16 protein-coding genes are annotated in these 21,528 nt (G+C 63.7%); 13 read left to right on the top strand and 3 right to left on the bottom strand.

All coding sequences use genetic code 11. From position 1 onward, the window contains the following. Nucleotides 1–169: 169 nt before the first annotated feature. From V6767_RS02460 to V6767_RS02435, 6 genes are all read left to right on the top strand, one after another. Complete coding sequence (locus V6767_RS02460; RefSeq protein ID WP_448471966.1) at nucleotides 170–1,129, top strand: VOC family protein; 960 nt, start codon at nucleotides 170–172, stop codon at nucleotides 1,127–1,129. Continuing rightward, nucleotides 1,129–1,779: an alpha/beta hydrolase gene (locus V6767_RS02455; RefSeq protein WP_448471965.1), complete on the top strand. Its 651-nt coding sequence runs from the start codon at nucleotides 1,129–1,131 to the stop codon at nucleotides 1,777–1,779. The genes V6767_RS02460 and V6767_RS02455 overlap by 1 nt, the downstream gene beginning before the upstream one ends. A 93-nt stretch (nucleotides 1,780–1,872) precedes the next feature. Beyond that, the gene (locus tag V6767_RS02450; RefSeq protein WP_448471964.1) at nucleotides 1,873–3,144 is read left to right on the top strand and encodes an ABC transporter substrate-binding protein; all 1,272 of its coding nucleotides are present in this window, start codon (nucleotides 1,873–1,875) and stop codon (nucleotides 3,142–3,144) included. Nucleotides 3,145–3,292: 148 nt separating this feature from the next. Then, on the top strand, nucleotides 3,293–4,909 hold the full coding sequence (locus V6767_RS02445) for a GMC family oxidoreductase (protein ID WP_448471963.1): 1,617 nt from the start codon (nucleotides 3,293–3,295) through the stop codon (nucleotides 4,907–4,909). Nucleotides 4,910–5,083: 174 nt separating this feature from the next. Then, nucleotides 5,084–6,121 (top strand): helix-turn-helix domain-containing protein, encoded by a 1,038-nt coding sequence (locus V6767_RS02440; RefSeq protein WP_448471962.1) that lies wholly within the window; start codon nucleotides 5,084–5,086, stop codon nucleotides 6,119–6,121. 265 nt (nucleotides 6,122–6,386) lie between these two features. Then, nucleotides 6,387–9,872 carry a S8 family serine peptidase gene (locus tag V6767_RS02435; protein ID WP_448471961.1) on the top strand — a complete coding sequence of 1,162 codons (3,486 nt, stop codon included), beginning with the start codon at nucleotides 6,387–6,389 and terminating at the stop codon, nucleotides 9,870–9,872. Nucleotides 9,873–9,948: 76 nt separating this feature from the next. Here the strand turns inward: V6767_RS02435 and V6767_RS02430 are convergent, their stop codons facing one another. Together V6767_RS02430 and V6767_RS02425 are read right to left on the bottom strand one after the other, a co-directional pair. Continuing rightward, the gene (locus V6767_RS02430; RefSeq protein ID WP_448471960.1) at nucleotides 9,949–11,322 is read right to left on the bottom strand and encodes an NAD-dependent succinate-semialdehyde dehydrogenase; all 1,374 of its coding nucleotides are present in this window, start codon (nucleotides 11,320–11,322) and stop codon (nucleotides 9,949–9,951) included. Between the two features lie 45 nt (nucleotides 11,323–11,367). Continuing rightward, nucleotides 11,368–12,129 (bottom strand): hypothetical protein, encoded by a 762-nt coding sequence (locus tag V6767_RS02425; protein ID WP_448471959.1) that lies wholly within the window; start codon nucleotides 12,127–12,129, stop codon nucleotides 11,368–11,370. Nucleotides 12,130–12,381: 252 nt separating this feature from the next. Between V6767_RS02425 and V6767_RS02420 the strand changes: the two genes are divergently transcribed. From V6767_RS02420 to V6767_RS02390, 7 genes are all read left to right on the top strand, one after another. Continuing rightward, nucleotides 12,382–13,287: a LysR family transcriptional regulator gene (locus V6767_RS02420; RefSeq protein WP_448471958.1), complete on the top strand. Its 906-nt coding sequence runs from the start codon at nucleotides 12,382–12,384 to the stop codon at nucleotides 13,285–13,287. 167 nt (nucleotides 13,288–13,454) lie between these two features. Beyond that, complete coding sequence (locus tag V6767_RS02415; RefSeq protein WP_448471957.1) at nucleotides 13,455–14,399, top strand: ABC transporter permease; 945 nt, start codon at nucleotides 13,455–13,457, stop codon at nucleotides 14,397–14,399. Further along, a complete protein-coding gene (locus V6767_RS02410) occupies nucleotides 14,396–15,214 on the top strand; it encodes an ABC transporter permease (protein WP_448471956.1) in 819 nt (272 codons plus the stop codon). Before V6767_RS02415 ends, V6767_RS02410 begins: the two co-directional genes overlap by 4 nt. Then, entirely contained in the window at nucleotides 15,211–16,845 is a 1,635-nt protein-coding gene (locus tag V6767_RS02405) for an ABC transporter ATP-binding protein (protein ID WP_448471955.1), read from the top strand. Before V6767_RS02410 ends, V6767_RS02405 begins: the two co-directional genes overlap by 4 nt. Further along, on the top strand, nucleotides 16,838–17,698 hold the full coding sequence (locus V6767_RS02400) for a serine hydrolase (protein ID WP_448471954.1): 861 nt from the start codon (nucleotides 16,838–16,840) through the stop codon (nucleotides 17,696–17,698). Before V6767_RS02405 ends, V6767_RS02400 begins: the two co-directional genes overlap by 8 nt. A 32-nt stretch (nucleotides 17,699–17,730) precedes the next feature. Further along, nucleotides 17,731–19,272: an ABC transporter substrate-binding protein gene (locus tag V6767_RS02395; protein ID WP_448471953.1), complete on the top strand. Its 1,542-nt coding sequence runs from the start codon at nucleotides 17,731–17,733 to the stop codon at nucleotides 19,270–19,272. A gap of 134 nt (nucleotides 19,273–19,406) precedes the next feature. Further along, on the top strand, nucleotides 19,407–20,819 hold the full coding sequence (locus V6767_RS02390) for a M20 family metallopeptidase (RefSeq protein WP_448471952.1): 1,413 nt from the start codon (nucleotides 19,407–19,409) through the stop codon (nucleotides 20,817–20,819). An 89-nt stretch (nucleotides 20,820–20,908) separates the two neighbouring features. On the opposite strand, the gene V6767_RS02385 is transcribed toward V6767_RS02390, so the two are convergent. Beyond that, nucleotides 20,909–21,472 carry a LuxR C-terminal-related transcriptional regulator gene (locus V6767_RS02385; RefSeq protein WP_448428492.1) on the bottom strand — a complete coding sequence of 188 codons (564 nt, stop codon included), beginning with the start codon at nucleotides 21,470–21,472 and terminating at the stop codon, nucleotides 20,909–20,911. Nucleotides 21,473–21,528 lie beyond the last annotated feature (56 nt).

Here is a 21,528-nt window from a genome sequence, read left to right as displayed (position 1 = left end):
GAGGCGTTGCGCCCCCGCTATTTCCAGACCGACGACGACTTGGCGGGCGCATCCATGTTTGCGATTGGCTGCTGCCGCAACGGCTTTGTAAGCTTTTGTTTATGAGAAAATGGCGCCGCGGGTTCAAGCGGCGTCGCACAGACAGACTGCATATTGGGAGGATTGTATCTTGGCACAAATCAGCGGCTACCACCACCTGACGCTTTCCACGGATGGCGCGCAGGAGGATTTCGACTTCTACACCAAGACCCTGGGGCTTCACTCGGTCAAGCGCACTGTGCTGTTTGACGGCGTGATCCCGGTCTATCATCTCTATTACGGCTCGCCCAATGGCGACGCCTCGACCATCATCACCACCTTCCCGTTCCGCAAGCCCGGCGTCTATGGCCGGCGCGGCACGAACCAGTCGCGCACCATCATGCAGGCGATCCCGAAGGGGGCTGCGAATTTCTGGGTCGACCGGCTCAACGAGCGCGGCATCAAGGCCGAGAAGATCACCCGTTTCGGCGCCGACCGCGTCGTCTTCGCCCATCCCTGCGGCATTCCGCATGAACTGGTGGAAAGCGACAGCGACAACCGCGCGCCAATCGTCAACGAGGCGCAGGGCGTGAGCGCCGAGCACGGAATCAAGGGCATTTACGGCGCGCTGGTCGCCTGCTTCGATCGCAGCGCGATGGAAGATTTCATGACCATCGCGCTACCCTTGACCAAGGAGGCCGACACGGATGAGGGCACGGTGTACCGCGTGCCGGATGCCGATGGCATCATCCAGCGCGTCGAGGTGATCACCGACCGCGAAAGCCCGCAGGGCACCTGGACGCTGTCGGGCGGCACGATCCATCATCTGGCGCTGAACACCGGCGATGAGGAAAACCAGATGAAGCTGCGCGCCCATATCGAGGGCCTTGGCTTCACCGACATTTCCGAGCAGAAGGACCGCAACTACTTCAAGTCCTGCTATGTCCGTTCGCCGGGCGGCGCGCTGTTCGAACTGGCCTGGACCACGCCGGAAGGCTGGGCCCGCGACGAGCCTCCGGGCCAGATCGGCAAGACGCTGGTGTTCCCGCCGTGGTTCAAGGATCGCGAGGAAGAGCTGCGCGCCGGGCTCGAAGAGGCAGAGTTCGCCTGATGTCGTCAAGCGCGCTTCATCTTGCGGCGGAAAAACAGGCCAGAGCGATCTGTGTGTTTGTGCATGGCCGCGGGCAATCGCCCGAGGAGATGCAGTCCCATGTTCTGGCCCGCCTCGATGCGCCGGATGTCGCCTTCGTTCTGCCGCGGGCCGCAAGCGGCTCGTGGTATGACGCCCGCGCCATCGATCCCCTGACCGCCGGGACGCGCACCGCGCTCCAGGCGGCGCTGGATCAGCTTGCCGGCGATGTCGCCGCGGCCCGCGCCGCCTTCGGCGAACTGCCATTGCTGCTTGCCGGATTTTCGCAAGGGGCCTGTCTCGCGCTGGAATATGCCTTTGCGGGGCTTGCCGCCCCGGATGCGCTTGCAGCCTTCACCGGCTGCCGCGTGGGCGTTGCGACGGATGACCGCCCTCATCGGCTGGCGCCCGAACTGCCCGTTTATCTGACGGGCTCGGACGCCGATCCGTGGATCCCGGTCACCGCCTTTGCCGAAGCTGCGGGAGAGATTGGCGCGGGCAGGGGCCGGTTGCGCGCGGATACTTTTCCCGGCCGCGGGCATGAAGTGTCGGATGCGGAAGTGGCCATGCTGCAGAGCCTTTTGCAGGACCTGATCGGCGGAGGGGGAATTGGCATGGCGGCGGCCCGCTAGCTGCATATTTTCCCGGTCCGCCGCTGCGGAGGCGTTCGCGATGCGAATGGCAGCGGTCGGATAGAGGGATCGTTACAAAAAGGGAGAGGAAAAATGATCAACAGACGTAAGTTTCTGCGCTCCACGGCAGCCACGGGGCTGATGCTTGCAGCGCCCGGGCTCGCCGCGCCAGCGATCGCCCAGGGCAAGAAGATCAAGCTCGGCTATGTCTCGCCGCAGACCGGACCGCTGGCGGGCTTTGCCGAAAGCGACAATTACAATATCGAGGCCTTCCTGGCATCGCCGGTGGGCAGCAATTTCGAGGTGATTGTCAAGGACAGCCAGTCCAATCCCAATCGAGCCGCCGATGTCGCCAAGGAGCTGATCCTGAGCGACGAGGTCAATCTGATGCTGGTCGCCTCGACGCCCGAAACCACCAATCCGGTTTCAGGCGTGTGCGAATCCGAGGGCATTCCGGTGCTTTCGACGGTTGCGCCGTGGCAGCCCTGGTTTATCGGCCAGCAGGCCAATCCGCGCGATCCGGAAAGCTGGCAGCCGTTTGAATTCGCCTTCCATTATTTCTGGGGCATGGAGGATATCATCGCGGTCTACACCGCCATGTGGGATCAGCTCCAGACCAACAAATCCGTCGGCGGCCTGTTCCCCAACGATGCCGACGGCAATGCCTGGGGCGATCCCGAAACCGGCCTGAAGCCGGGCCTTGCCGAACGCGGTTATGAACTGACCAATCCCGGCAGCTTCCAGAACCTGTCGGATGATTTCTCGGCCCAGATCAACGCGTTCAAGGCGGCCAACACCGATATCATCACCGGCGTTCTCATTCCGCCGGATTTCACCACCTTCTGGAACCAGCTTCGCCAGCAGGGCATGCAGCCAAAGGCCGTCACGGTCGCCAAGGCGCTGCTTTTCCCGCAATCGGTCGAAGCGCTCGGGGAGGCCGGCAACAACCTGTCGTCGGAAGTGTGGTGGACGCCGAACCATCCGTTCTCGTCCTCGGTGACCGGGCAGAGCTCGGCCGAGCTTGCCGCGGACTTCACGGCCAAGACCGGCCGTCCGTGGACACAGCCGATCGGCTTCGTGCATTCGCTGTTCGAGGTCGCCGCCGATGTGATGGGCAGGGCCGAGGACCCGACCGACGGAGAGGTCGTCGCCGAGGCGATCGCCGCCACCGACATGGAATGCGTCGTCGGCCCGATCGCCTGGAACGGCAAGGGCGTGCCGCCATTCGCCGCGAAGAACGTCTGCAAGACGCCGCTCACCGGCGGCCAGTGGCGGATCAAGGATGATGGCGGCTATGATCTGGTGATTGTCGAAAACGGCGCGGCCCCCGAAATTCCGACCGGCGGCAAGATGGAGGCGCTTTAGGGCCTCTCTTGGTCGGCGGAAGCTTCTGTCGTCCGTCAAGATGATAAAGCATAGTGCTGGAGCGGGTTTGCGTTCGATGAAACGCAGAGCCGCTCCAGAGGCATCGGCCCCAAAGGCAATGGCCACGGGCATGCCTGGAGTGATGAGCATGGTTGAAACGGATATCGTCGACGAGGGCGAATTCGATTATATCGTCGTCGGAGCGGGATCTGCCGGCTGCGTGCTGGCCAACCGGCTCAGCGCCAACCCGGCCAACCGCGTGTTGCTGCTGGAGGCGGGCGGGCACGACAATCATCATTGGGTCCACATCCCGGTCGGCTATCTCTATGCCATGGGCAATCCCCGGCTCGACTGGTGTTATCGCACGGAGCCCGAGGCGGGGCTGAACGGCCGCGCGCTCGCCTATCCGCGCGGCAAGATGCTGGGCGGCTGCTCCTCGATCAACGGCATGATCTACATGCGCGGACAGGCGGCGGACTACGACCAGTGGCGGCAGGCGGGTTGCACCGGCTGGGGCTGGGACGATGTGCTGCCGCTGTTTCGCAAATCCGAAAATCACTATGGGTCTGAAAGCGCCACCCACGGCAAGGGCGGCGAGCTGGACGTCTGCCAACAGCGCCTGCACTGGCCCGTGCTCGATGCGCTGGCCGCGGCTGCAGAGGAGATCGGCATTCCCGCCACCGACGACTTCAACGATGGCGACAATGAGGGCGTCGGCTATTTTCCGGTCAATCAGCGCGGCGGGTTGCGCTGGAATGCCCGCAAGGCGTTCCTGAACCCCGCCCGGTCGCGCCGCAATCTGCGCATCGAAACCAAGGCCCAGGTTGAGCGCATCGCACTGTCGGATGGGCGCGCGGAGGCGGTGATCTACCGCCAGAACGGCCGGCTCAAACGGGCCGTCTGCCGGGGCGAGATCGTGCTTTCCGCCGGCGCCGTGAACACCCCGCAGCTTCTGGAACTCTCCGGCATCGGCGATGGCGGCCTGCTGCAGTCTCTCGGTCTTCCCGTAGCGCTCGATATTCCTGCCGTTGGCGGAAACCTGCAGGACCACCTCCAGATCCGCACCGTGTTCCGCATCACCGGCGCGCTCACATTGAACGACCGGCTCGCAACGCTAGCAGGCAAGGCCGGGATCGCGCTCGAATATGCCTTTCGCCGCACCGGGCCGATGTCGATGGCGCCGAGCCAGCTCGGCATCTTCACCCGGTCTTCTCCCGAACATGATCGGGCCAATCTCGAATATCATATCCAGCCGCTTTCGCTGGAAGCCTTCGGCCAGCCGCTCGACCGGGAGCCGGGGGTGACGGTTTCCGTCTGCAATCTGCGGCCGGAAAGTCGCGGCACGATCCATATCACCGCCCCCGCGCCTGACCAGCCGCCCGAAATCCGGCCCCGCTATCTCTCCGCGCGCGCCGACCAGATCGTCGCCGTCGACAGTCTCCGTCACGCCCGCCGTCTGATGGCCGCCACCGGTCTGGTGGGGCTCAACCCGCGCGAGATCAAGCCCGGTCCGGATGTGCAGTCGGATGAAGAGCTTCTGCAGGCGGCGGGCAGGCTCGGCACCACCATCTTCCACCCGGTCGGCACGGCCCGCATGGGCAGCGACCCCGCAAGCGTGGTCGATCCGGCGCTGAAACTGCGCGGCCTCGCCAATCTGCGCATCGCCGACGCCTCGATCATGCCCACGATCCCTTCCGGCAACACCCATGCGCCGGTAACGATGATCGCGGAGAAGGCCGCCGAGATGATGCTGGCGTCGCGATAGCGCCTGCGGTCCTCAAAAATCCGGCGGAAACCGGCGCGATTTGAGGAGACGGGCAGAATGCTTTACAGTATTTTAGCTGACGATCATCAAAGGCCGCGCGCCCGGGCGGGTCTTTATTGAGTTGATTGGAAAGGAGCAAGCGGCGGTGATGCCGCCGCCTTGGGGAGACGCAAATTGCCGGAAGAGACCACAGTCAAGCCAATGGAGGAGGACGTCGTCCCAAACGACGTCTTTGCGAGCACCGACTATCAGGAATGGCGCGACGCCATGAGCCAGCTCTACCTGCCCACACTGGATGCCGCCGCGGACGAACCGTTCCGCGCCGAAGTGAACGGTTTCCTGCTTGGCGCGGGCACGCTGGGGCGCTGCGCGAGCGTTCAGCAGGCCTTTTCGCGCAGCCGCACCCAGATCGGCCGCGACGGCGTCGACAATTACATGATCCAGATATTCCTCAAGGGGCGCTGTCACGCGCGCTCCGCACGCGGCGATGTCATTCTCGATGCCGGCGACATCTGTATCTTCGACAATGCCGAGCCGCTCGACACCGTCAACGAGGATTTCGACCTGATGGCGTTGGCCGTGCCGCGCGAACGACTCGCGCCGCTGCTGCACGAGCCCGATGGTCTGCATTACCGGCGCGTGCGCCGCGACACGCCGCTCGCCCATCTGTTCCGCACCCATGTTCTGGATGTCTATCGCATGGCCCCTGCCATCCGGGCAGCGGACGGTCCCCGGGTGTTTTCGGCGCTGGTCCATTTTCTTGCCGCCGTCATCAATAACGGCCGCGAGCTTTCGGAAGAACAGACGTCCCTGCTGCAACAAAGCGTGCTGCAGGAGGTGCGCCGGCATATCGACGCCAACCTGGAGAGCGAAAATCTGACGGTGGAGGATATCGCCGCCCGCCTCGGCATCTCGCGGACGAGGCTCTATCGCCATTTCGAGCCCTATGGCGGCGTCGCGGCCTTCGTGCGGGAGCGGAGGCTCGCAGCGGCCTATCACAAGCTCACCGATCCCCATGCACTGCCGTTCAACAACAATGCCATTGCCGCCTCGGTGGGGTTCCAGTCCGAAAGCGCCTTTATCCGGGCCTTCCGCCGCCGCTATGGCATGACGCCGGGCGAGGCCAGGCGGCGACGCAACGCGGCCGCGATGTCCGTCGCTCCCGGCGCCCCGACAAGATATACCTGGCCTGCATGGTTTGCAGGCGTCTGACGCGAACCTGAATTCCGTTCCACGAACTCCATTTCGGTACGTTCTGCACATCATTGGGGACGTGCGGGCGATACAGGCGTTCTGCCTTCCTTTAGTCAAAAATGATCGGTCCGGGCAGCGGGTATCGCCGCTTCCCGGAAAAGAGATCGCGTCCGGGACTGGCGACAGGGGTGGCCAGGTTTCGGGAAACTGCGCGCGTTCGCGCAAGGACAACCGGATTCCGCCTTTTGAAGGGTGAGGGTCCGGGAGAAACAGGGGGTCAACAATGTTTCCTGGTACTGCTTCACACGCTCGTGGCCGCAAGGTTCTGCGCTGCCGCACGCTTGCTCTTCTCATGGCCTCGGCGCTGATAGCGCCCGCATTCAGCCCGGCTCTGGCCGCAGAAGCCAGCGTCCCGGCAGCCACGCAATCGTGGTTCTCTGAATCGGCAATCGAGGATGCGCTCGGTCAGGCCGCCGGTTACGGCACGACCTCCTTCCTTGCCAGCATTGTTGAAAACACCCGGCTGACGCCCGATCGCGCGGACCAGATCAAGGCAACGGCCATCGGCCTGCGCCCGGACCTGGCGCAGAACATCGCGCGCGCGGTCGAGAGCGGACGGCATCTGGCAGACGTCTATCCCTCTCAGTCGCTGACATCTGCGCCGGGGGAGCGGGCTCAGCCTTATCCCGGCGGCAATCCCGATATTCCCAAAAGCGCGCTCAGCGAGTTCCAGCGCAATTATTCGCTCGATGCCATCCATGCCCGGACGGCGCGCGAGCTCGGCTTTACCGGAAAGGATGTCCTCGTCGGTGTGATCGATACGGGCCTCGATGTGCGGCCCGACGGCACGGTGCACCCGGAATTTGAAGGCCGCGTCGATGACCGGTCGAAGACCTATCTTCACTGGGTCGACAGGGAAATTGAGGGCGCGACCATTACGCTTGAGGAATTCGAAGCCGCGTTTGAGCAGGGCTGGACGGATTCCTACGACGTCAACGGCCATGGCACGCATGTCGCCGGCATTATCGGGGCCGGTCATAACGGCTTCGGCATGGAAGGCGTCGCGCCGGATGCGAGGATTTTGGCCGTCAAGGCCATCCCCCATGGCAACGGAACCGTGACGGTCGATCTCGGCGGCGGCGTTTACGAGGACTTCAGCTTCGACGAACTTGAAAGCTGCGGTCCGAGCGTGCTCTACGATGAATGCGATCCCCTATCCGGGAACATGCAGGGGTCTGTCATCGATTCCACCCGCTACCTTGCCCAGTTTGACGACATCGCCGCCATCAATATGAGCTACGGTCCCCGGTCCGATCCTGGCGCGCTAAACTGGGACATCGAGGATCCGGAAGCGTTGATGGCCGAAGCCAGGGCTATGAGGGCCAATATGGATGCCGGCCAGATCCTGGTCGTGGCAGCGGGCAATGAGATGCTCAGAGCCCCTGTCTACGCGGAAAATCCGTCGGGCGGCGGCCTTTTCCCCTTCATTCAGCCGAAGAACGAGGGCGCGACCAATTCGGCAGGCGCATTGATCTATGATGATCATGGTGCCGGGCTTGATCTGAGCTTCACGACCGCCGAGGCGCTGGCCGCGGCCGAGAAGGCCGACGGGATCGAGCGCGGCCGCATCGTCGTCGTCGTGGCGCTCGATGCCTATAACCATATTGCCGACTATTCCAGCCACTGTGGCGTCGCCATGGAATGGTGTATCGCCGCACCCGGCGGCGGACAGGCCAATCACGTCGACAGCGGCATCTATTCCACGGTTCCCGAGGATATGGGCGGATATGCCGACTACAGCGGAACCTCGATGGCCGCACCGAATGTCTCGGGCGCCGTGGCCGTGCTGACGGAAGCCTATCCGACCTTCTCGCCGGCGAAGATCGTCGACATCCTGTTCATGACCGCCGAGGATCTCGGCGCCGAGGGCGTCGATGCCGTCTTTGGCCATGGCCTGCTCCGGCTTGACCGCGCGCTTTCCGTCGGGCCGGTCGGCATGAGCGGGGACGGGGTCTACACCGTTGGCGCAGATAATGGCGACAGGACCTGGCTTGTCTCCTTCGAAAGCGACGGCAGCCTGGACAAGGAGGGCAGCGGCACGCTCGAGATTGCCAGCGCCGCGGCCTTCAAGAGTGGCAGTTCGGTCACCGGCGGGTTGCTGTCGGTGGATGGCGCGCTGGCAACGCCGGTTCTGACGGTCGGCAGCAAGGGCACGCTCGGCGGCGTCGGCATCGTGAGGGGCGATATCGATGTCTCCGGCGAATTGTCGCCGGGCAATTCGCCCGGAACGCTGACCGTCTATGGCGATGTCACGCTCAATTCTTCGGCCGTGGCGACGATCGAGGTCGACGGAACCGGAACGGGCAACGGCGCCGGCAATTATGACCGCCTGATCCTTGCCGGCAGCGGCAATGTGTTCACCGCGGGCGGCACGCTCGCCCCGCAGCTGCGCGGCATTTCGGGTTCCGCGACCAACAGCTTTACGCCGCAGCCGGGCGAACTCTTCACCTTCGTTTCCGCGCCCAATGGCAGCGTTGCGGGCAGTTTCGACAGTCTCGCCCAGCCGGCTTCGGGCCTTGCGGCAAACACGCGTTTCGATGTGCTCTATTTCGACAATGCATTGTCGCTGGCGGCAACGCCGGAACGCTATGGCGATCTCGCCGCCCTCGGCATCGCCGGCACGGTAAACGAAACCGCGCTGGGCACCGCGATCGACATGGCGCGGCCGGCCGCGGGTGTGCGTCCGGACGCGGCCTATAACGACGCCTATAACACGCTCTATGCGGCCGATCTCGACGCGCTGGCGGCCGGTCTTCCGTCGATGACCGGACAATTGCATGCCGAGATCGGAACGACCGCGGTGCGCGCCGTCGGAAGGTTTGCGGATGCCGTCGGCACGAGACAGATGCAGTTGACGAACGGTCTTGCCGGAACGGGCGACCGCTCCGCCGGCGAGGGAACGCTCTGGGCGAGCGGCAATTCGCTCTCGACCAGCGTCGGTGCGGCAAACGGCCTTTCGGGCTACGATGTGTCTGGCGGCAACGGGGTCTTCGGCTATGACTGGCGGTTCGGCCAGGGCGTCGCCGGCGTCGCCGCCTCCTATGAATATGCCGATGTGTCCGCGAACGCCAACGGCTCCGGCGATGTCGGCACCTATCAGGCGGCACTCTACGGCAGCATCAATGCCGGCATGATGACCTTTGCCGGCCGCGCCGGCCTTAGCTACGGCGACCTGTCGACCAGCCGGATCACCGCGCTTGGCGCATATTCGGCCACGGCGTCCGCCAGCGGCCATGGCACCGGCGGGTTCATCGAGGCTGCGGCGTTCTCGGACCTCGACATGGACGCGTTTACGCTGACGCCATCGGCAACGCTCGGCTACCGCGCGTTTCACCGTGACAGCATGCAGGAAAGCGGCAGCAACTTCGCTCTTGCCATTCCCTCGGAGACGTTCGACGAAACCCAGACCACGCTGGCGGTCGCGCTTTCCAAGGATATCAGCTTCGATAATGGCGTACGGCTTATGCCCGCGATCAGCGCCGGCTGGCGGCATGATTACGGCGATACCGGCCGCTCCTCGACGCTCGGCATTTTCGGAAGCGACTTCGATGTCGCGGGGGCGGATATCGGCGCCGATGCCTTTATCGGCCGGGTTTCGGTGACGGCCTTTGCCGATGACCGCTTCACCTTCGAAGCCGCCTATGAGGGCGAGTTCCGGGAAAACCTTGAGAGCCACATGTTCTCCGCCAAGGCAAGTCTCAGCTTCTGACAGCGAGCAAGAAAAAAAACGGGTGCGTCGCAAAGAAAAGGGCCGGATTTCCGGCCCTTTTCGGCGTCCTGGTCGATCAGCCGATCCGGATCGACTTGATATTGACGAACTCCTTCAGCCCTTCCGGACCGTGTTCGCGGCCATAGCCGGAGGTCTTCACGCCGCCGAAGGGCATGGTCGGGTAGGCGACATCGAACGTGTTGATGAACACCATGCCGGTGTCGAAATAATCCGCCGCCAGCTTGCGGGCGCGCTCGACGTCCCGGCTGAAAATGCCGCCGCCGAGACCGTAACGGCTGCTGTTGGCGATCCGCATCGCGTCCTCTTCATCCTTCGCGCGGATGATGGAGGCGGCGGGACCGAACATTTCATCCTTGTAGGCGGGCTGACCGGGTGCGACATCGGCAAGCACCGTTGCCGGATAGAACCAGCCCTTGCGATCCGGGATCTTGCCGCCAGCCACAAGCCGGGCCCCTTTCTCGATGCTTTCCTCGACCTGTTTGTGCAGCTTGTCACGCTGCGCCTCTGTCACCATCGGGCCGAGTTCGGTGTCGTCCTCGGAAGGATCGCCCATCTTGATGTCCTCGAAGGCCTCGGCATAGGCCTTGACGAAGGCGTCGAAATTCTTCTCGGTCACGATGAAGCGCTTGGCGTTCACGCAGGTCTGGCCGTTATTGTAGATGCGGCCCTGAACGCAGGTCTTTACCGCCAGATCCAGATCGGCGTCGTCGAGCACCAGATAGGCGTCGTTGGAGCCGAGCTCCAGCACGGTCTTCTTGACCAGTTCGGCGGCCTTGCCGGCCACGGCCCGCCCGGCCTTGTCGCTGCCCGTCAGCGTCACGCCGCGCACGCGCTCGTCCTCGATGACCCTGTCCGACTGGTCGTGCGAGATCAGCAGAACGCCGAAGAGCCCCTTGGGCAGGCCGGCCCGTTCGTAGAGATCGCGCAGGAACAGCCCGCTACCGGTGCAGGCCGAGGCATGTTTCAGCAGCACGCCATTGCCGGCCATCAGGCTCGCGATCGAATAGCGCACCGCCTGATAGGCGGGAAAGTTCCACGGCTGGATGCCATAGACCACGCCGATCGGCGAATGCGTGACGATGCCCTTGCCGCTTTCGACCTCGCGTTCCTCGTCCGCCAGCGTGTCCGGACCGATCTTGGCGGTGTAATCGCAGATCGCCGCGCAGAGCTCGACCTCTTCGCGGCTGTCCTTGAGCAGCTTGCCGACCTCGTCGGTCATCAGCTTGGCGAATTCATCCTTCGACTTGCGCATTTCCTCGGCGATCGCCGAGATGACCTTTGCACGTTCCTCAAGCGGTTTCAGGCGCCATTCGAGAAACGCCGTGTGGCTCGCTTCAACGACGGCCGAGGCTTCCTCGTCCGACATCTGCGGATAGGATTTTAGCTCTTCTTCGGTCAGCGGATTGATGGTCGTCAGAGAATTGGACATGGGAGTGTTTCCTCGTGTTTCGGTTTTTCTGTCTGGCAACGAACATCAACCGTGTTCGCTGCGGTGTTTGGAAAGGGTTGTCTCGACGGCCGCCAGGGCCTCGAGGACCTCGCTTCGCCAGCCGTCCCGCGGCAGCTTGCGGATGGAGGAGTGGGCGGCGCAGACGATCGGGGTGCCTGACCAGTCTTCAGCAATATCGCGCGCCCATCGCGCATAGTCGTCGGCGGCGCCGGGCCGCTTCTGCAGCGCCTTTGAAAGCTGGGGATGGAACTTCAGTTTCGATTGCGGCAGCAGCTTGCCGAGAAGACCGGGCGCGGCCAGCACATTGATCGTGTCGTCGACATGGACGATGCCGCTCTGCCGGTCGCGAACCAGCACCGAGGCGACATGGACGCTGTCGTCGTCGCAGACAAAGTCGACACCCTCAGGCACGGAAAAGGCAAGGTCCCCGGCAAACGCATCCTGCGTCGCGGCGTCCTCGATAAATCCCGCTTCCCAAGGCAGATCCGGCACCCGCTTGTGGTGGCGGCGCGTGCCGAAAAGCCGGGCATGGGGAAGAAGCGCATGGATGGCGGCGCAGTGAAGCGTGTGGAACGGGTGGACGTTGAGGACCGCTTCAATGGCGCGGCCGCCATCCGTCAGCGACAGCAACGCATCGCGGTCGCTTTCATCAATGTCATAGCTGTCGAGAAGCAGGTACCTGCCGTTCGCCCGCCGCACGAGCGACATGTGGGTGCCGAGATTGATCACGCCGGCAATTTTGAAATCGCCGCGGAAAGTCCAGAAATTGTCGGCCAGTTGCTGCATCGCGCGGCTTATCCTTCGATCCGATGACGGCCCGCTCGCGTGAACCATCACCTCTCAAATGGATGGGGGAGGGGCTATGTTCCGTACGGATGCGCGATTACGCCCGTGCGACCGCCCGCCAGTAGAATGTCGCCCGCTTTAGGCCTTTTCGTCGGGCGTGAATCTCATCGCAAAAAAGCCGGTCAATCGGTGCCGGACCTAGACGGTGGCGCAGCTTTTTATAAGATGACAGTTCAGACAGAGATGGATGCAATGAACATAAAACAGCTCGAGGTCTTTCGCGCGGTGCTGTCGACGGGCTCGACGATGGGGGCGGCGAAGAGCACGGGGCTCAGCCAGTCGGGCGTCAGCCGTCTCGTCCAGCAACTGGAGTCCGATCTCGATCTGACGCTGTTCCAGCGCGTCAAGGGAAGGCTGGTGCCGACGCCGGAGGCGCGCACACTGGAGGCGGAGGCGAAGACCGTTTTGCTGAACCTGGCGCGTTTCAGCCAGCTTGCCGATGAAATCCGCACCGGCGCGTCGGAAACCGAGGCGGTGCGCATCGGCCTGCCGAGCAGCATGTGGGAGAATTTCGCGCCCGCCATGCTGAAGGATTATCGCGAGGGTTTTCCCGGCGTCAGGGTCGAGACTTTTTTCGAGACAACCATGACCATCCAGCGGATGATCGACCAGCGGGTGATCGATTTCGGCTTCCTGCGCCATGAGGGCGAGATCAGTCCGGGCATCCGGCTTGAGATCGTCGCCGAGGGGCGAAGCGTGGCCGTCATGCACCGCGATCACCCCCTCGCTGCCCGCGAGGTCATCCGGCCGGAGGATCTGCGCGGCGAGCCGCTGATCATGCTCGGCCGGCTGCGGGCCCACCGGGTGATGCTCGACCGGCTGTTGCAGAACGAGGCCGTCCGTCCCGACGTGCGCATCGAAACGCATTCCAACTCCTCCGCCTGCGCCTATGCCGCCGAGGGATTGGGGATCGCGCTTGCGAGCAGTTTCTACGCCAATCTTTACAAGCACCTGCCCGTGGTGCAACGACCGTTTGAGCCGAAACTGACGCAGCGCTTCGGGATCGCGACCGCCGAAGGCGTGCCGATGTCGCTTGCCGCCAAGGGGTTGATGGCTGCGCTGAAGCGCCAGATCGAGCGTTCGCAAGTGGTTGGATAGACTGCCTCCGCTGCCGGTTTTTCAATGACGTGCGAGGCTGGCGACCGGTAAGCGCGGCTGCATAACTCTATGAAAATTATCATAGTGTTGCGGTGTCTTTTTCGCTTCGTCATACTTTCGCCAATAAGCAACCTGCCGCCGCAAGGGCAGGGCTCAGAGGGGTTCTGATGCTCAGATTTTTCCTCCATCGCGTCGCGATGGCTATACCGACGGTGATCATCGTATCGATCACGGTGTTCGGCCTGATCCGTCTCATTCCCGGCAATCCGGCGGAACTGTTGCTCGGCGACATGGCCGATGACCGGCAGATCGCCGCGCTCGAGACCGAGCTTGGTCTCGACAAGCCGCTGCCGCAGCAATTCCTGATCTGGAGCGAGAACGCGCTCTCCGGCGACCTTGGCCGATCGATCATCAATGACGAGCCGGTGCTGCCGCTGGTCGCCGCGCGCTTTGTCATCAGCGGCGAAATCGTGCTGATCGCGGTGGTGCTGGCGGCCATTCTGGCCGTGCCCGCGGGCATTATCGCGGCGTGGCGGCAGAATTCGGTGACGGACCTCGCGCTTGTCGGAACGGCGACGCTGCTTCTTTCGATCCCGACCTTCTGGCTCGGCCTTCTGCTTCTCCTGCTGTTCGGGCTGGAGCTCGGCTGGCTTCCGGTGCTGGGCTACGTGTCGCTGCGCGACAATTTCACCGAGGGGCTGATCTATATCATCCTGCCGGTGGCAACCCTCGTGATGCACGAGATGGGCGTGCTGCTGCGCATGTCCCGCGCCTCGACGCTGGAAGTCCTGCGGCTCGATTACATCACCCACGCCCGCGCCAAGGGGCTTTCCGAAATGGCCGTTCTGTGGCGTCACGCCTTCAAGAACGCCTTCGGTCCGACCTGGACGATGATCGGCCTGATCCTCGGCAATTTGCTCGGCGGCATTGCCGTGATCGAGACCGTGTTCTCGATCCCCGGGCTTGGTCGGCTGATGGTCGACAGCATTTTCCAGCGCGACTACCCGGTCATCCAGGGCTGCCTGCTGTTCGTGGCGCTCTCCTATGTTGTCGTCAACCTGATCATCGACCTGTTCTATCCGCTGTTCGATCCCCGGGTGACGGCACAATGAGAAAACTTTCCTATAATGCCGCGATCGGCGGTTTCCTGATCGGCCTTCTGCTCGTTGTCGCCCTTATCGGCGCGTTCTGGACGCCCTACGACCCGCTCAAACTCGATTTCGTCGCCCGGCTGAAGCCGCCGAGCTTTGCCCACTGGATGGGCACCGACGAATTCGGCCGCGACGTGTTGAGCCGGATCATGGTCGGCGCCGGCGCGAGCGTGTGGATCGGCACGCTTACCGTCACCTTCACCATTGTCATGGGCACGTTGATCGGCCTCGTCAGCGGCTATACGCGCGGCCTGACGGACGGTCTGATCATGGCCGTCAACAATGCGCTGCTGGCCTTTCCGGGCATCCTGCTGGCGCTCGGCCTGCTCGCCGTCTTCGGGGCCAACCAGTACGGCATCATCTTCGCGCTCGGTATTGCCTACACGCCGTCGATGGCGCGGCTGGTGCGCGGCGTGGTGCTGACGCTGCGCGAATCCGAATTCATCGAGGCCTCGAAGCTGATGGGCAACAGCGAGTTCTACACGGTGTTCCGCCATATCCTGCCCAATTGCCTGGCGCCGATGTCGGTGCTGGCGACCACCATGTTCGGCTGGGCGATCCTGTCTGAAAGCGCGCTCTCCTTCCTCGGCCTCGGCGTGCCGCCGCCGGCGCCTACCTGGGGCAACATGCTGGCCGCCGGCCGGCCGTTCATTGAGCAGGCCGTGTGGCTCGGCGTCTTTCCCGGCCTTTGCATCGCGCTCACGCTTCTCGGCATCAATCTTCTGGGCGACGCGCTGCGCGACCGTCTCGACCCGCGCATGAGGGGGCTGAAATGATGAGGGATATTCTGCTTTCCGTCCGCGACCTGACGCTTTCCCTCGGCAATGGCGTCAAGCTCGTCGACAATGTCTCCTTCGATGTCCGCCCCGGCGAGATCTTCGGCATTGTCGGCGAATCCGGCTCCGGCAAGACGCTGGCGACCCGCGCGCTGATGTCGCTCCTGCCCGCCGGCATCACGCCTGTGAGCGGCGAGACGGTGTTCGAGGGCCGCGACACGCTGACCATGAGCCCGCGCGATCTCAGATCGCTGCGCGGCGCGCGGATCGGCATGGTGTTCCAGGAGCCGATGACCTCGCTCAACCCGTCGATGGTGATCGGGCGGCAGCTGGAAGAGGGGCTGAAGCTCCACACCGGGCTTACCCGCGAGAAGCGCCGGGACGCGATCCTCGCCATGCTGGAAAGGGTCGGCATCGTCGATCCGAAGGGCGCGCTGTCGGCCTATCCACACGAGTTTTCCGGCGGCATGCGCCAGCGCATCATGCTCGCCTCGGTGATGCTGCTGAAACCGGCGCTGCTGATCGCCGACGAACCGACGACGGCGCTCGACGCGGTGATCCAACGCGACGTGATGGAACTGATGGTGGAGCTGACCCGCGCCGAAGGCACGGCGGTTCTGCTGATCAGCCACGATTTGCCGATGGTGGCGCGCTATACCAGCCGCATCGCGGTGATGGAAAAGGGCGTCGTGGTCGAGACCGGCACCACCGACGACATCCTGACCAACCCGCAACATGCCTATACCCGCAAGCTGCTGTCGTCGCTGCCGGGGCGCGGTGAAACGCGGACATTCCCGCCGGACGATACGCCGGTGCTTTCCGTCGAAAACGTGATCGTCGACTACCACAAGGCTGGCGCGCTGTTTCGCAAGGGCCAGGCCAAGCGGGCCCTGCACGGGGTCTCGGTCGATATCCGGCAGGGCGAGGTGGTGGCGCTGGTCGGCGGCTCGGGCTCCGGCAAGACCACGCTCGGCCGCACCATCGCCGGCCTGATCCACCAGACCGCGGGCGATATCCTGTTCAACGGCAAGCCGCGGGAAGGGGATTGGGCGCACTATCGGCAGAATTGCCAGATGGTGTTTCAGGACCCGTATTCCTCGCTCGACCCGCGCATGACCATTGTGAAGCTCGTCGAAGAGGCACTGCGCACCATGCCGGGGCTGAGCTCCGCCGAACGGCGCAGGCGGGCGCTTGCGACCCTTGCCGAAGTAGGCCTGCCCGGCGAATTCGCCGACCGCCTGCCGCACGAGCTTTCCGGCGGCCAGCGCCAGCGCGTGGCAATCGCCCGCGCCGTGGTGCGCGAGCCGAAACTGCTGATCGCCGACGAGCCGGTGTCCGCGCTCGACGTGACGGTCAGGGCGCAGGTGCTGGCGCTGTTCGCCGACCTGCAGAAGAAGCACGGCTTTTCCTGCCTGTTCATCAGCCACGACCTTTCCGTGGTCGAGCAGATCGCCGACCGTGTGATCGTGATGCAGCACGGCAAGATTGTTGAGGAAGGCCCGCGCGACGAGATCTTCGACCGCCCGCAGCATGCCTATACGCAACGTCTGCTCCGGGCCATTCCGGCCCTCGATTTCAACGAGAGCGGCGGCGTGAAGCTCAAATGGCGTCTGGAGGAACACAATGACTGAAGCAACCGAAAAGACCGAAGCGACGGCCGCCGATCTCGCGAAGATCTGCGATGCCCGGGATTTCACCGTCCGCTTCAAGGTCAAGAACCTTTTGACTGGCGAAACCATCGAGCGCGGCGCCACCGAGGAAACGCCGTCCGCCTCCACCCGCAAGATTTCGATCATGATGGCGGCGCTGAAGGCGATCGGGGAGGGGCGGCTCAGCTTCGACGAGAAGATCGTCTATGAGCCGCGCCACGCCGAACAGGTGGCAAGCGGCGTGTTGCGCCACATGACGCCCGGCATGGTGCTGTCATTGCGCGATGCGATCGCCGGCATGATCACGCTTTCCGACAATGTCTGCACCCATATGGTGTTCGAGCGGCTGACGCTGGAGGAGGTTCAGGTCTATTGCGCGGAAATCGGCATGACCGGCACCCATCACCGCTTCCTGATCCCGCCGATCGCGCTGCCCCACGACCATCCGCTCGACGCGGTGACGGTGACGACGGCGGCCGACCAGGTGATGCTGCTCGACACGATCCTTGCCGCCCAGACCGATGCCGCGGCCTCGGCGCGGCTCGGCATGTCGCAGGAGCTGTCGGCCTTCGCGCTGAAAATGCTGAAATCGCAGGTCCTGCGCTACGGAATTCACTCGCGCCTTCCCTTCGACACGGTGATCGCCAGCAAGGGCGGAAGGGGAAAGCGCGGGCGCATGGATGCGGGCATCGTCTATCGCGACGGCGCGCCGCTTTTCATCCTCGCCGCCTACACGGACGGGGTACCGCTCACCATGCCGGACGGGCTTCCCGGCTATACGGTGGCACTCGAGACGATCGGCCGGCTTGCCCGCGCCTGTTTCACCGGACTTTGAAGGCCTGAAAACAGAACCAAAGAGGGATAAACATGAAGAAACTACTCCTTGCCGGCGTGATGCTGGCGGCGCTCACCCAGACGGCGGCAGCGCGCGATATCGTCGTCGCGCTCTCTTCCGACCTGCGCTCCAACGATCCGGGCGTCAACCGTGACGGCAATACCGACGCGATCATGATGCATATTCTCGAAGGTCTCGTCGGCTATACCGAGGATGGCGCGGTTAAGCCGCTTCTCGCCAAGTCTGTCAGCATGTCGGATGACGGGCTGACCTATACCTTCACGCTGCGCGATGACGTCACCTTCCACAATGGCGACAAGATGACCGCCGACGACGTGGTTTGGTCCATGAACCGCTACATGGACGCCGACAGCAAGTGGCGCTGCCTGCCGGATTTCGACGGCAGCCGCGTGGTCAAGCTGACCGGCGTCGAGAAGGTCGATGATGCCACCGTGACGATGACGATTGCCGAGCCCTCGGCGGTCTTCCTCGGCCTCATGGCCCGCCCGGAATGCGGCTTCACCGGCATCATCTCGCCGAAATCCGTGGGCGAGGACGGCAGCTTCGCAGCCCCGATCGGCACGGGCCCGTTCAAGTGGGACGAGTGGAAGAAGGGCGAATATGTCCATCTCGCCAAGAATGACGCTTATGTCTCGCCGGAAAACGACGGCGCGCCGGACGGCACGGTCGGGGCCAAGGACCCGCTCGCCGACGGCGTCAAATTCATGGTGGTTCCCGACGCTTCGACGGTGAAGGCCGGCATCCAGTCCGGCGCGCTCGATCTCGCCGAAGTCTCGCCGGACCTGATGCCGGAATTCGAGGATCGCGACGACAGCAAGCTGATCGTCGCCGTCAACAACGGCAAGAACCTGTTCTACATGCAGACCCGCGACCCGGTGCTCGCCAATCCGGGCGTTCGCCGCGCCATGGCCATGGCGCTCGATCTGCCGCAGTTGGTCGCCGCCGCCTCCAACGGAACCGGCACGCCCAACTGCTCGATGATCGCGACCAACTCGATCTATTACAGCGAGACCCAGCAAGAGTGCCTGCCCTACGACATCGAGGCGGCGAAGAAGGAGTTGAAGGACGCCGGCTATAATGGCGAGCCGATCTCGATCATCGCCAACCGTCGCGGCAATGTGCCGAGCTATCCGGCGGCAATCATCGCCCAGGCGATGATGCAGCAGGCCGGCCTCAACGTTCAGATCGAGGTGCTCGACTATGCGACCCAGGTGGAACGCCGCCGGTCGGGCAATTACCAGGTGATCTCGCAGTCGGTCTCGCCGCGCCTCGATCCGGCGCTGATGATGAGCTTCTATGTCGGCGACAAGGACGAGAACACCTCGCTGATGTGGGAAAATCCGGAGGCCGTTGAACTGCTCGACGCCGCTTATCGCGAAACCGATCAGGAAAAGCGCCAGCAGATCTTCGACGATTTCCACACGCTGATGCTCGAGGATATGCCCGGCCTGTTCATGTACGACATGGTCGACATCTGGGCCGCGACCGCGAGCCTCGAAGGCCAGCCCGTATGGCAGGGCAACCCCCGCGTATGGGAAGTCTCGGTCGACTGACCGGCTTGTCGCCGCGCTGCTCCTGCGGCGCGGCGTTTCTCCTCAAGAACCCTTATCCCGCGGCCCGTCGATATGGGCCGCGCGACCTTTCATGACCCCAGACCCGCTGCCCCGGCAGCAAACAGGACCTCCCCATGACGCAGCAGGCGATCGAACAACTCGCGAGTGAAATCGAGGCATTGAAGCCGGAATTCATCGAACTCTCCGACCGGATATGGGAGCTTGCCGAACTGAAATTCGAGGAATTCGAATCGGCGAAGCTCCAGGCGGCGCTTCTGGAGAAATACGGGTTTTCCGTCACGCGCGGCGTTGCCGGCATCGAGACCGCCTTTTGCGGTGAATATGGCCACGGAAAGCCGGTGATCGCGATCCTCGGCGAATTCGATGCGCTTGCCGGCATGAACCAGGTCGCCGGCATTGCCGAGGAAAAGTCCGACAAACCGGGCGCTAGCGGCCATGGCTGCGGCCACAATCTGCTCGGCGCGGGCTCGCTTCTGGCAGCCGTGGGCCTTGCCCGTCATCTTGAAAAGAACGGCATTGCCGCGACCGTGCGCTATTATGGCTGCCCGGCGGAAGAGGGCGGCGGCGCCAAGACGATCATGGCAGAGGCCGGCGTGTTCGACGATGTCGACCTCGCGCTCACTTGGCATCCGGCCCCCTTCAACGGCGTGCGCTCCACCAATAATCTCGCCGTGATCGAGTACGATATCCGCTTCAAGGGCACGGCCGCGCACGCCTCCAACGCCGCCCATCTCGGGCGCTCGGCGCTCGACGCGCTGGAACTCACCAATATCGGGATCAACTTCCTGCGTGAACACATGCCTTCCGATTGCAGGATCCACTACGCGATCACCGAAACCGGCGGTGTCGCGGCCAATGTCGTGCAGGCACGCGCGGCCGGCCGCTACATGATCCGGGCTCCGGAAATCGTCGGCGCGCGGGCGCTTGCCGAACGGGTGAAGAAGATCGCCGAAGGTGCTGCCATGATGACGGAGACCAGTGTCGAACTGGAACTCGGCAAGGCGACCAACAGCCTGCTGCCCAACATCACGCTCGAAACGGCGATGCACGAGCAGATGACGGCGCTCGGCCCCGTGCCCTTCGACGAGGCCGACGAGGCTTTCGCGAAAGACATTCAGAAAACCTTCTCGCAGGAGGCGATCGACAGCAGCATCCGGCTCTATCAGGTCAAGGATGACGCGCTTTCCAACAGCCGGGTCGACGGAAGCCAGCCGCTTCACCGGGGCCTGAGGGCGTTTGAGGGCAAGTCGCATTTCCGCGCCGGTTCGACCGATGTCGGCGATGTCAGCTGGGTTATTCCGACCGCGCAATGCTGGACGCCGGCCTGGGCGATCGGCACCAACCCCCACACCTGGCAGGTGGTCGCCCAGGGCAAGAGCCCGGCCGCCCACAAGGCCTTCGTCCACGCCGCCAAGGCCATTGCCGCCACCGGCCTCAAAGCCGCCGCCGATCCGGGGCTCATCGAGAAAACATGGGCCGAATGGAGCGAAAAGACCGGGCGGAAGCGGCCTGGCGAAAGGCGTTAGCGAAGGCCGCCAAGACTTGCTTTTCAAGATGCGAGGCTGCAACAAGTTGGTACTTGTTGCAAAGGTGGCGGTTCCGCGCTGTCTGCTGCCTACTGCTCGCTGTTGAGAAACCAGGCCAGAAGCTCGGCGCTGTTGGCAAGGCCGAGCGTACGGGTGAGCCGCAGCCGGTGGGCCTCGACGGTGCGCGGCGACAGGCCGATCTCGGCGGCGATCGCGGCATTGGTCTTGCCCTGGGAGACCAGCGTCAGGATCTGGCGCTGGCGTCCTGTGAGCTTCATCGTCGCTCCGGTCACCGGCCGGGTCATCGGTTCGAAGCAATAGAGCGCTGCGGCGAAGGGATCGGAAAGGTCGTAGGAGCGACCGCGCACCTGGCACCAGAAACGCCGACCGCTGCTGTCCGCCATGATGCGCTCGTCGTAATAGACCGCGTGTTCCGGCAGGTTGAACCGCCACATTTCACCGGTGCGGACGAAATCCTCGAGCCCCGGATAAAGGCGCGAGAAACTGCGGTCGATAAGGTCGTCCCGCTCGTAGCCGAACACGGCGGCGAATTCGTCGTTGCAGTCGCGGATGATGCGGTGCGTGGCATAGACCATGGGCACCGGAATATCGGCGAGCGGAAAGCGATGTGGCGGGTTTGACGGTGCAGACATATGGTAGAAATACGACTAACGCCCGCGGAATATCAAGCTTAACCTGTGCCTCCAGA

It is taken from the genome of Martelella sp. FLE1502, from assembly GCF_053484255.1.
The sequence above is the reverse complement of the archived record's forward strand: the minus strand, read 5'-3'. Positions and strand labels throughout refer to the sequence as shown.

Excerpts from the sequence above, each read along its gene's own strand:
- V6767_RS02455 (WP_448471965.1), top strand. The coding sequence starts at position 1,129 with ATGTCGTCAAGCGCGCTTCATCTTGCGGCGGAAAAACAGGCCAGAGCG.
- V6767_RS02450 (WP_448471964.1), top strand. The coding sequence starts at position 1,873 with ATGATCAACAGACGTAAGTTTCTGCGCTCCACGGCAGCCACGGGGCTG.
- V6767_RS02445 (WP_448471963.1), top strand. The coding sequence starts at position 3,293 with ATGGTTGAAACGGATATCGTCGACGAGGGCGAATTCGATTATATCGTC.
- V6767_RS02435 (WP_448471961.1), top strand. The coding sequence starts at position 6,387 with ATGTTTCCTGGTACTGCTTCACACGCTCGTGGCCGCAAGGTTCTGCGC.
- V6767_RS02430 (WP_448471960.1), bottom strand. The coding sequence starts at position 11,322 with ATGTCCAATTCTCTGACGACCATCAATCCGCTGACCGAAGAAGAGCTA.
- V6767_RS02425 (WP_448471959.1), bottom strand. The coding sequence starts at position 12,129 with ATGCAGCAACTGGCCGACAATTTCTGGACTTTCCGCGGCGATTTCAAA.
- V6767_RS02420 (WP_448471958.1), top strand. The coding sequence starts at position 12,382 with ATGAACATAAAACAGCTCGAGGTCTTTCGCGCGGTGCTGTCGACGGGC.
- V6767_RS02415 (WP_448471957.1), top strand. The coding sequence starts at position 13,455 with ATGCTCAGATTTTTCCTCCATCGCGTCGCGATGGCTATACCGACGGTG.
- V6767_RS02410 (WP_448471956.1), top strand. The coding sequence starts at position 14,396 with ATGAGAAAACTTTCCTATAATGCCGCGATCGGCGGTTTCCTGATCGGC.
- V6767_RS02405 (WP_448471955.1), top strand. The coding sequence starts at position 15,211 with ATGATGAGGGATATTCTGCTTTCCGTCCGCGACCTGACGCTTTCCCTC.
- V6767_RS02400 (WP_448471954.1), top strand. The coding sequence starts at position 16,838 with ATGACTGAAGCAACCGAAAAGACCGAAGCGACGGCCGCCGATCTCGCG.
- V6767_RS02395 (WP_448471953.1), top strand. The coding sequence starts at position 17,731 with ATGAAGAAACTACTCCTTGCCGGCGTGATGCTGGCGGCGCTCACCCAG.
- V6767_RS02390 (WP_448471952.1), top strand. The coding sequence starts at position 19,407 with ATGACGCAGCAGGCGATCGAACAACTCGCGAGTGAAATCGAGGCATTG.
- V6767_RS02385 (WP_448428492.1), bottom strand. The coding sequence starts at position 21,472 with ATGTCTGCACCGTCAAACCCGCCACATCGCTTTCCGCTCGCCGATATT.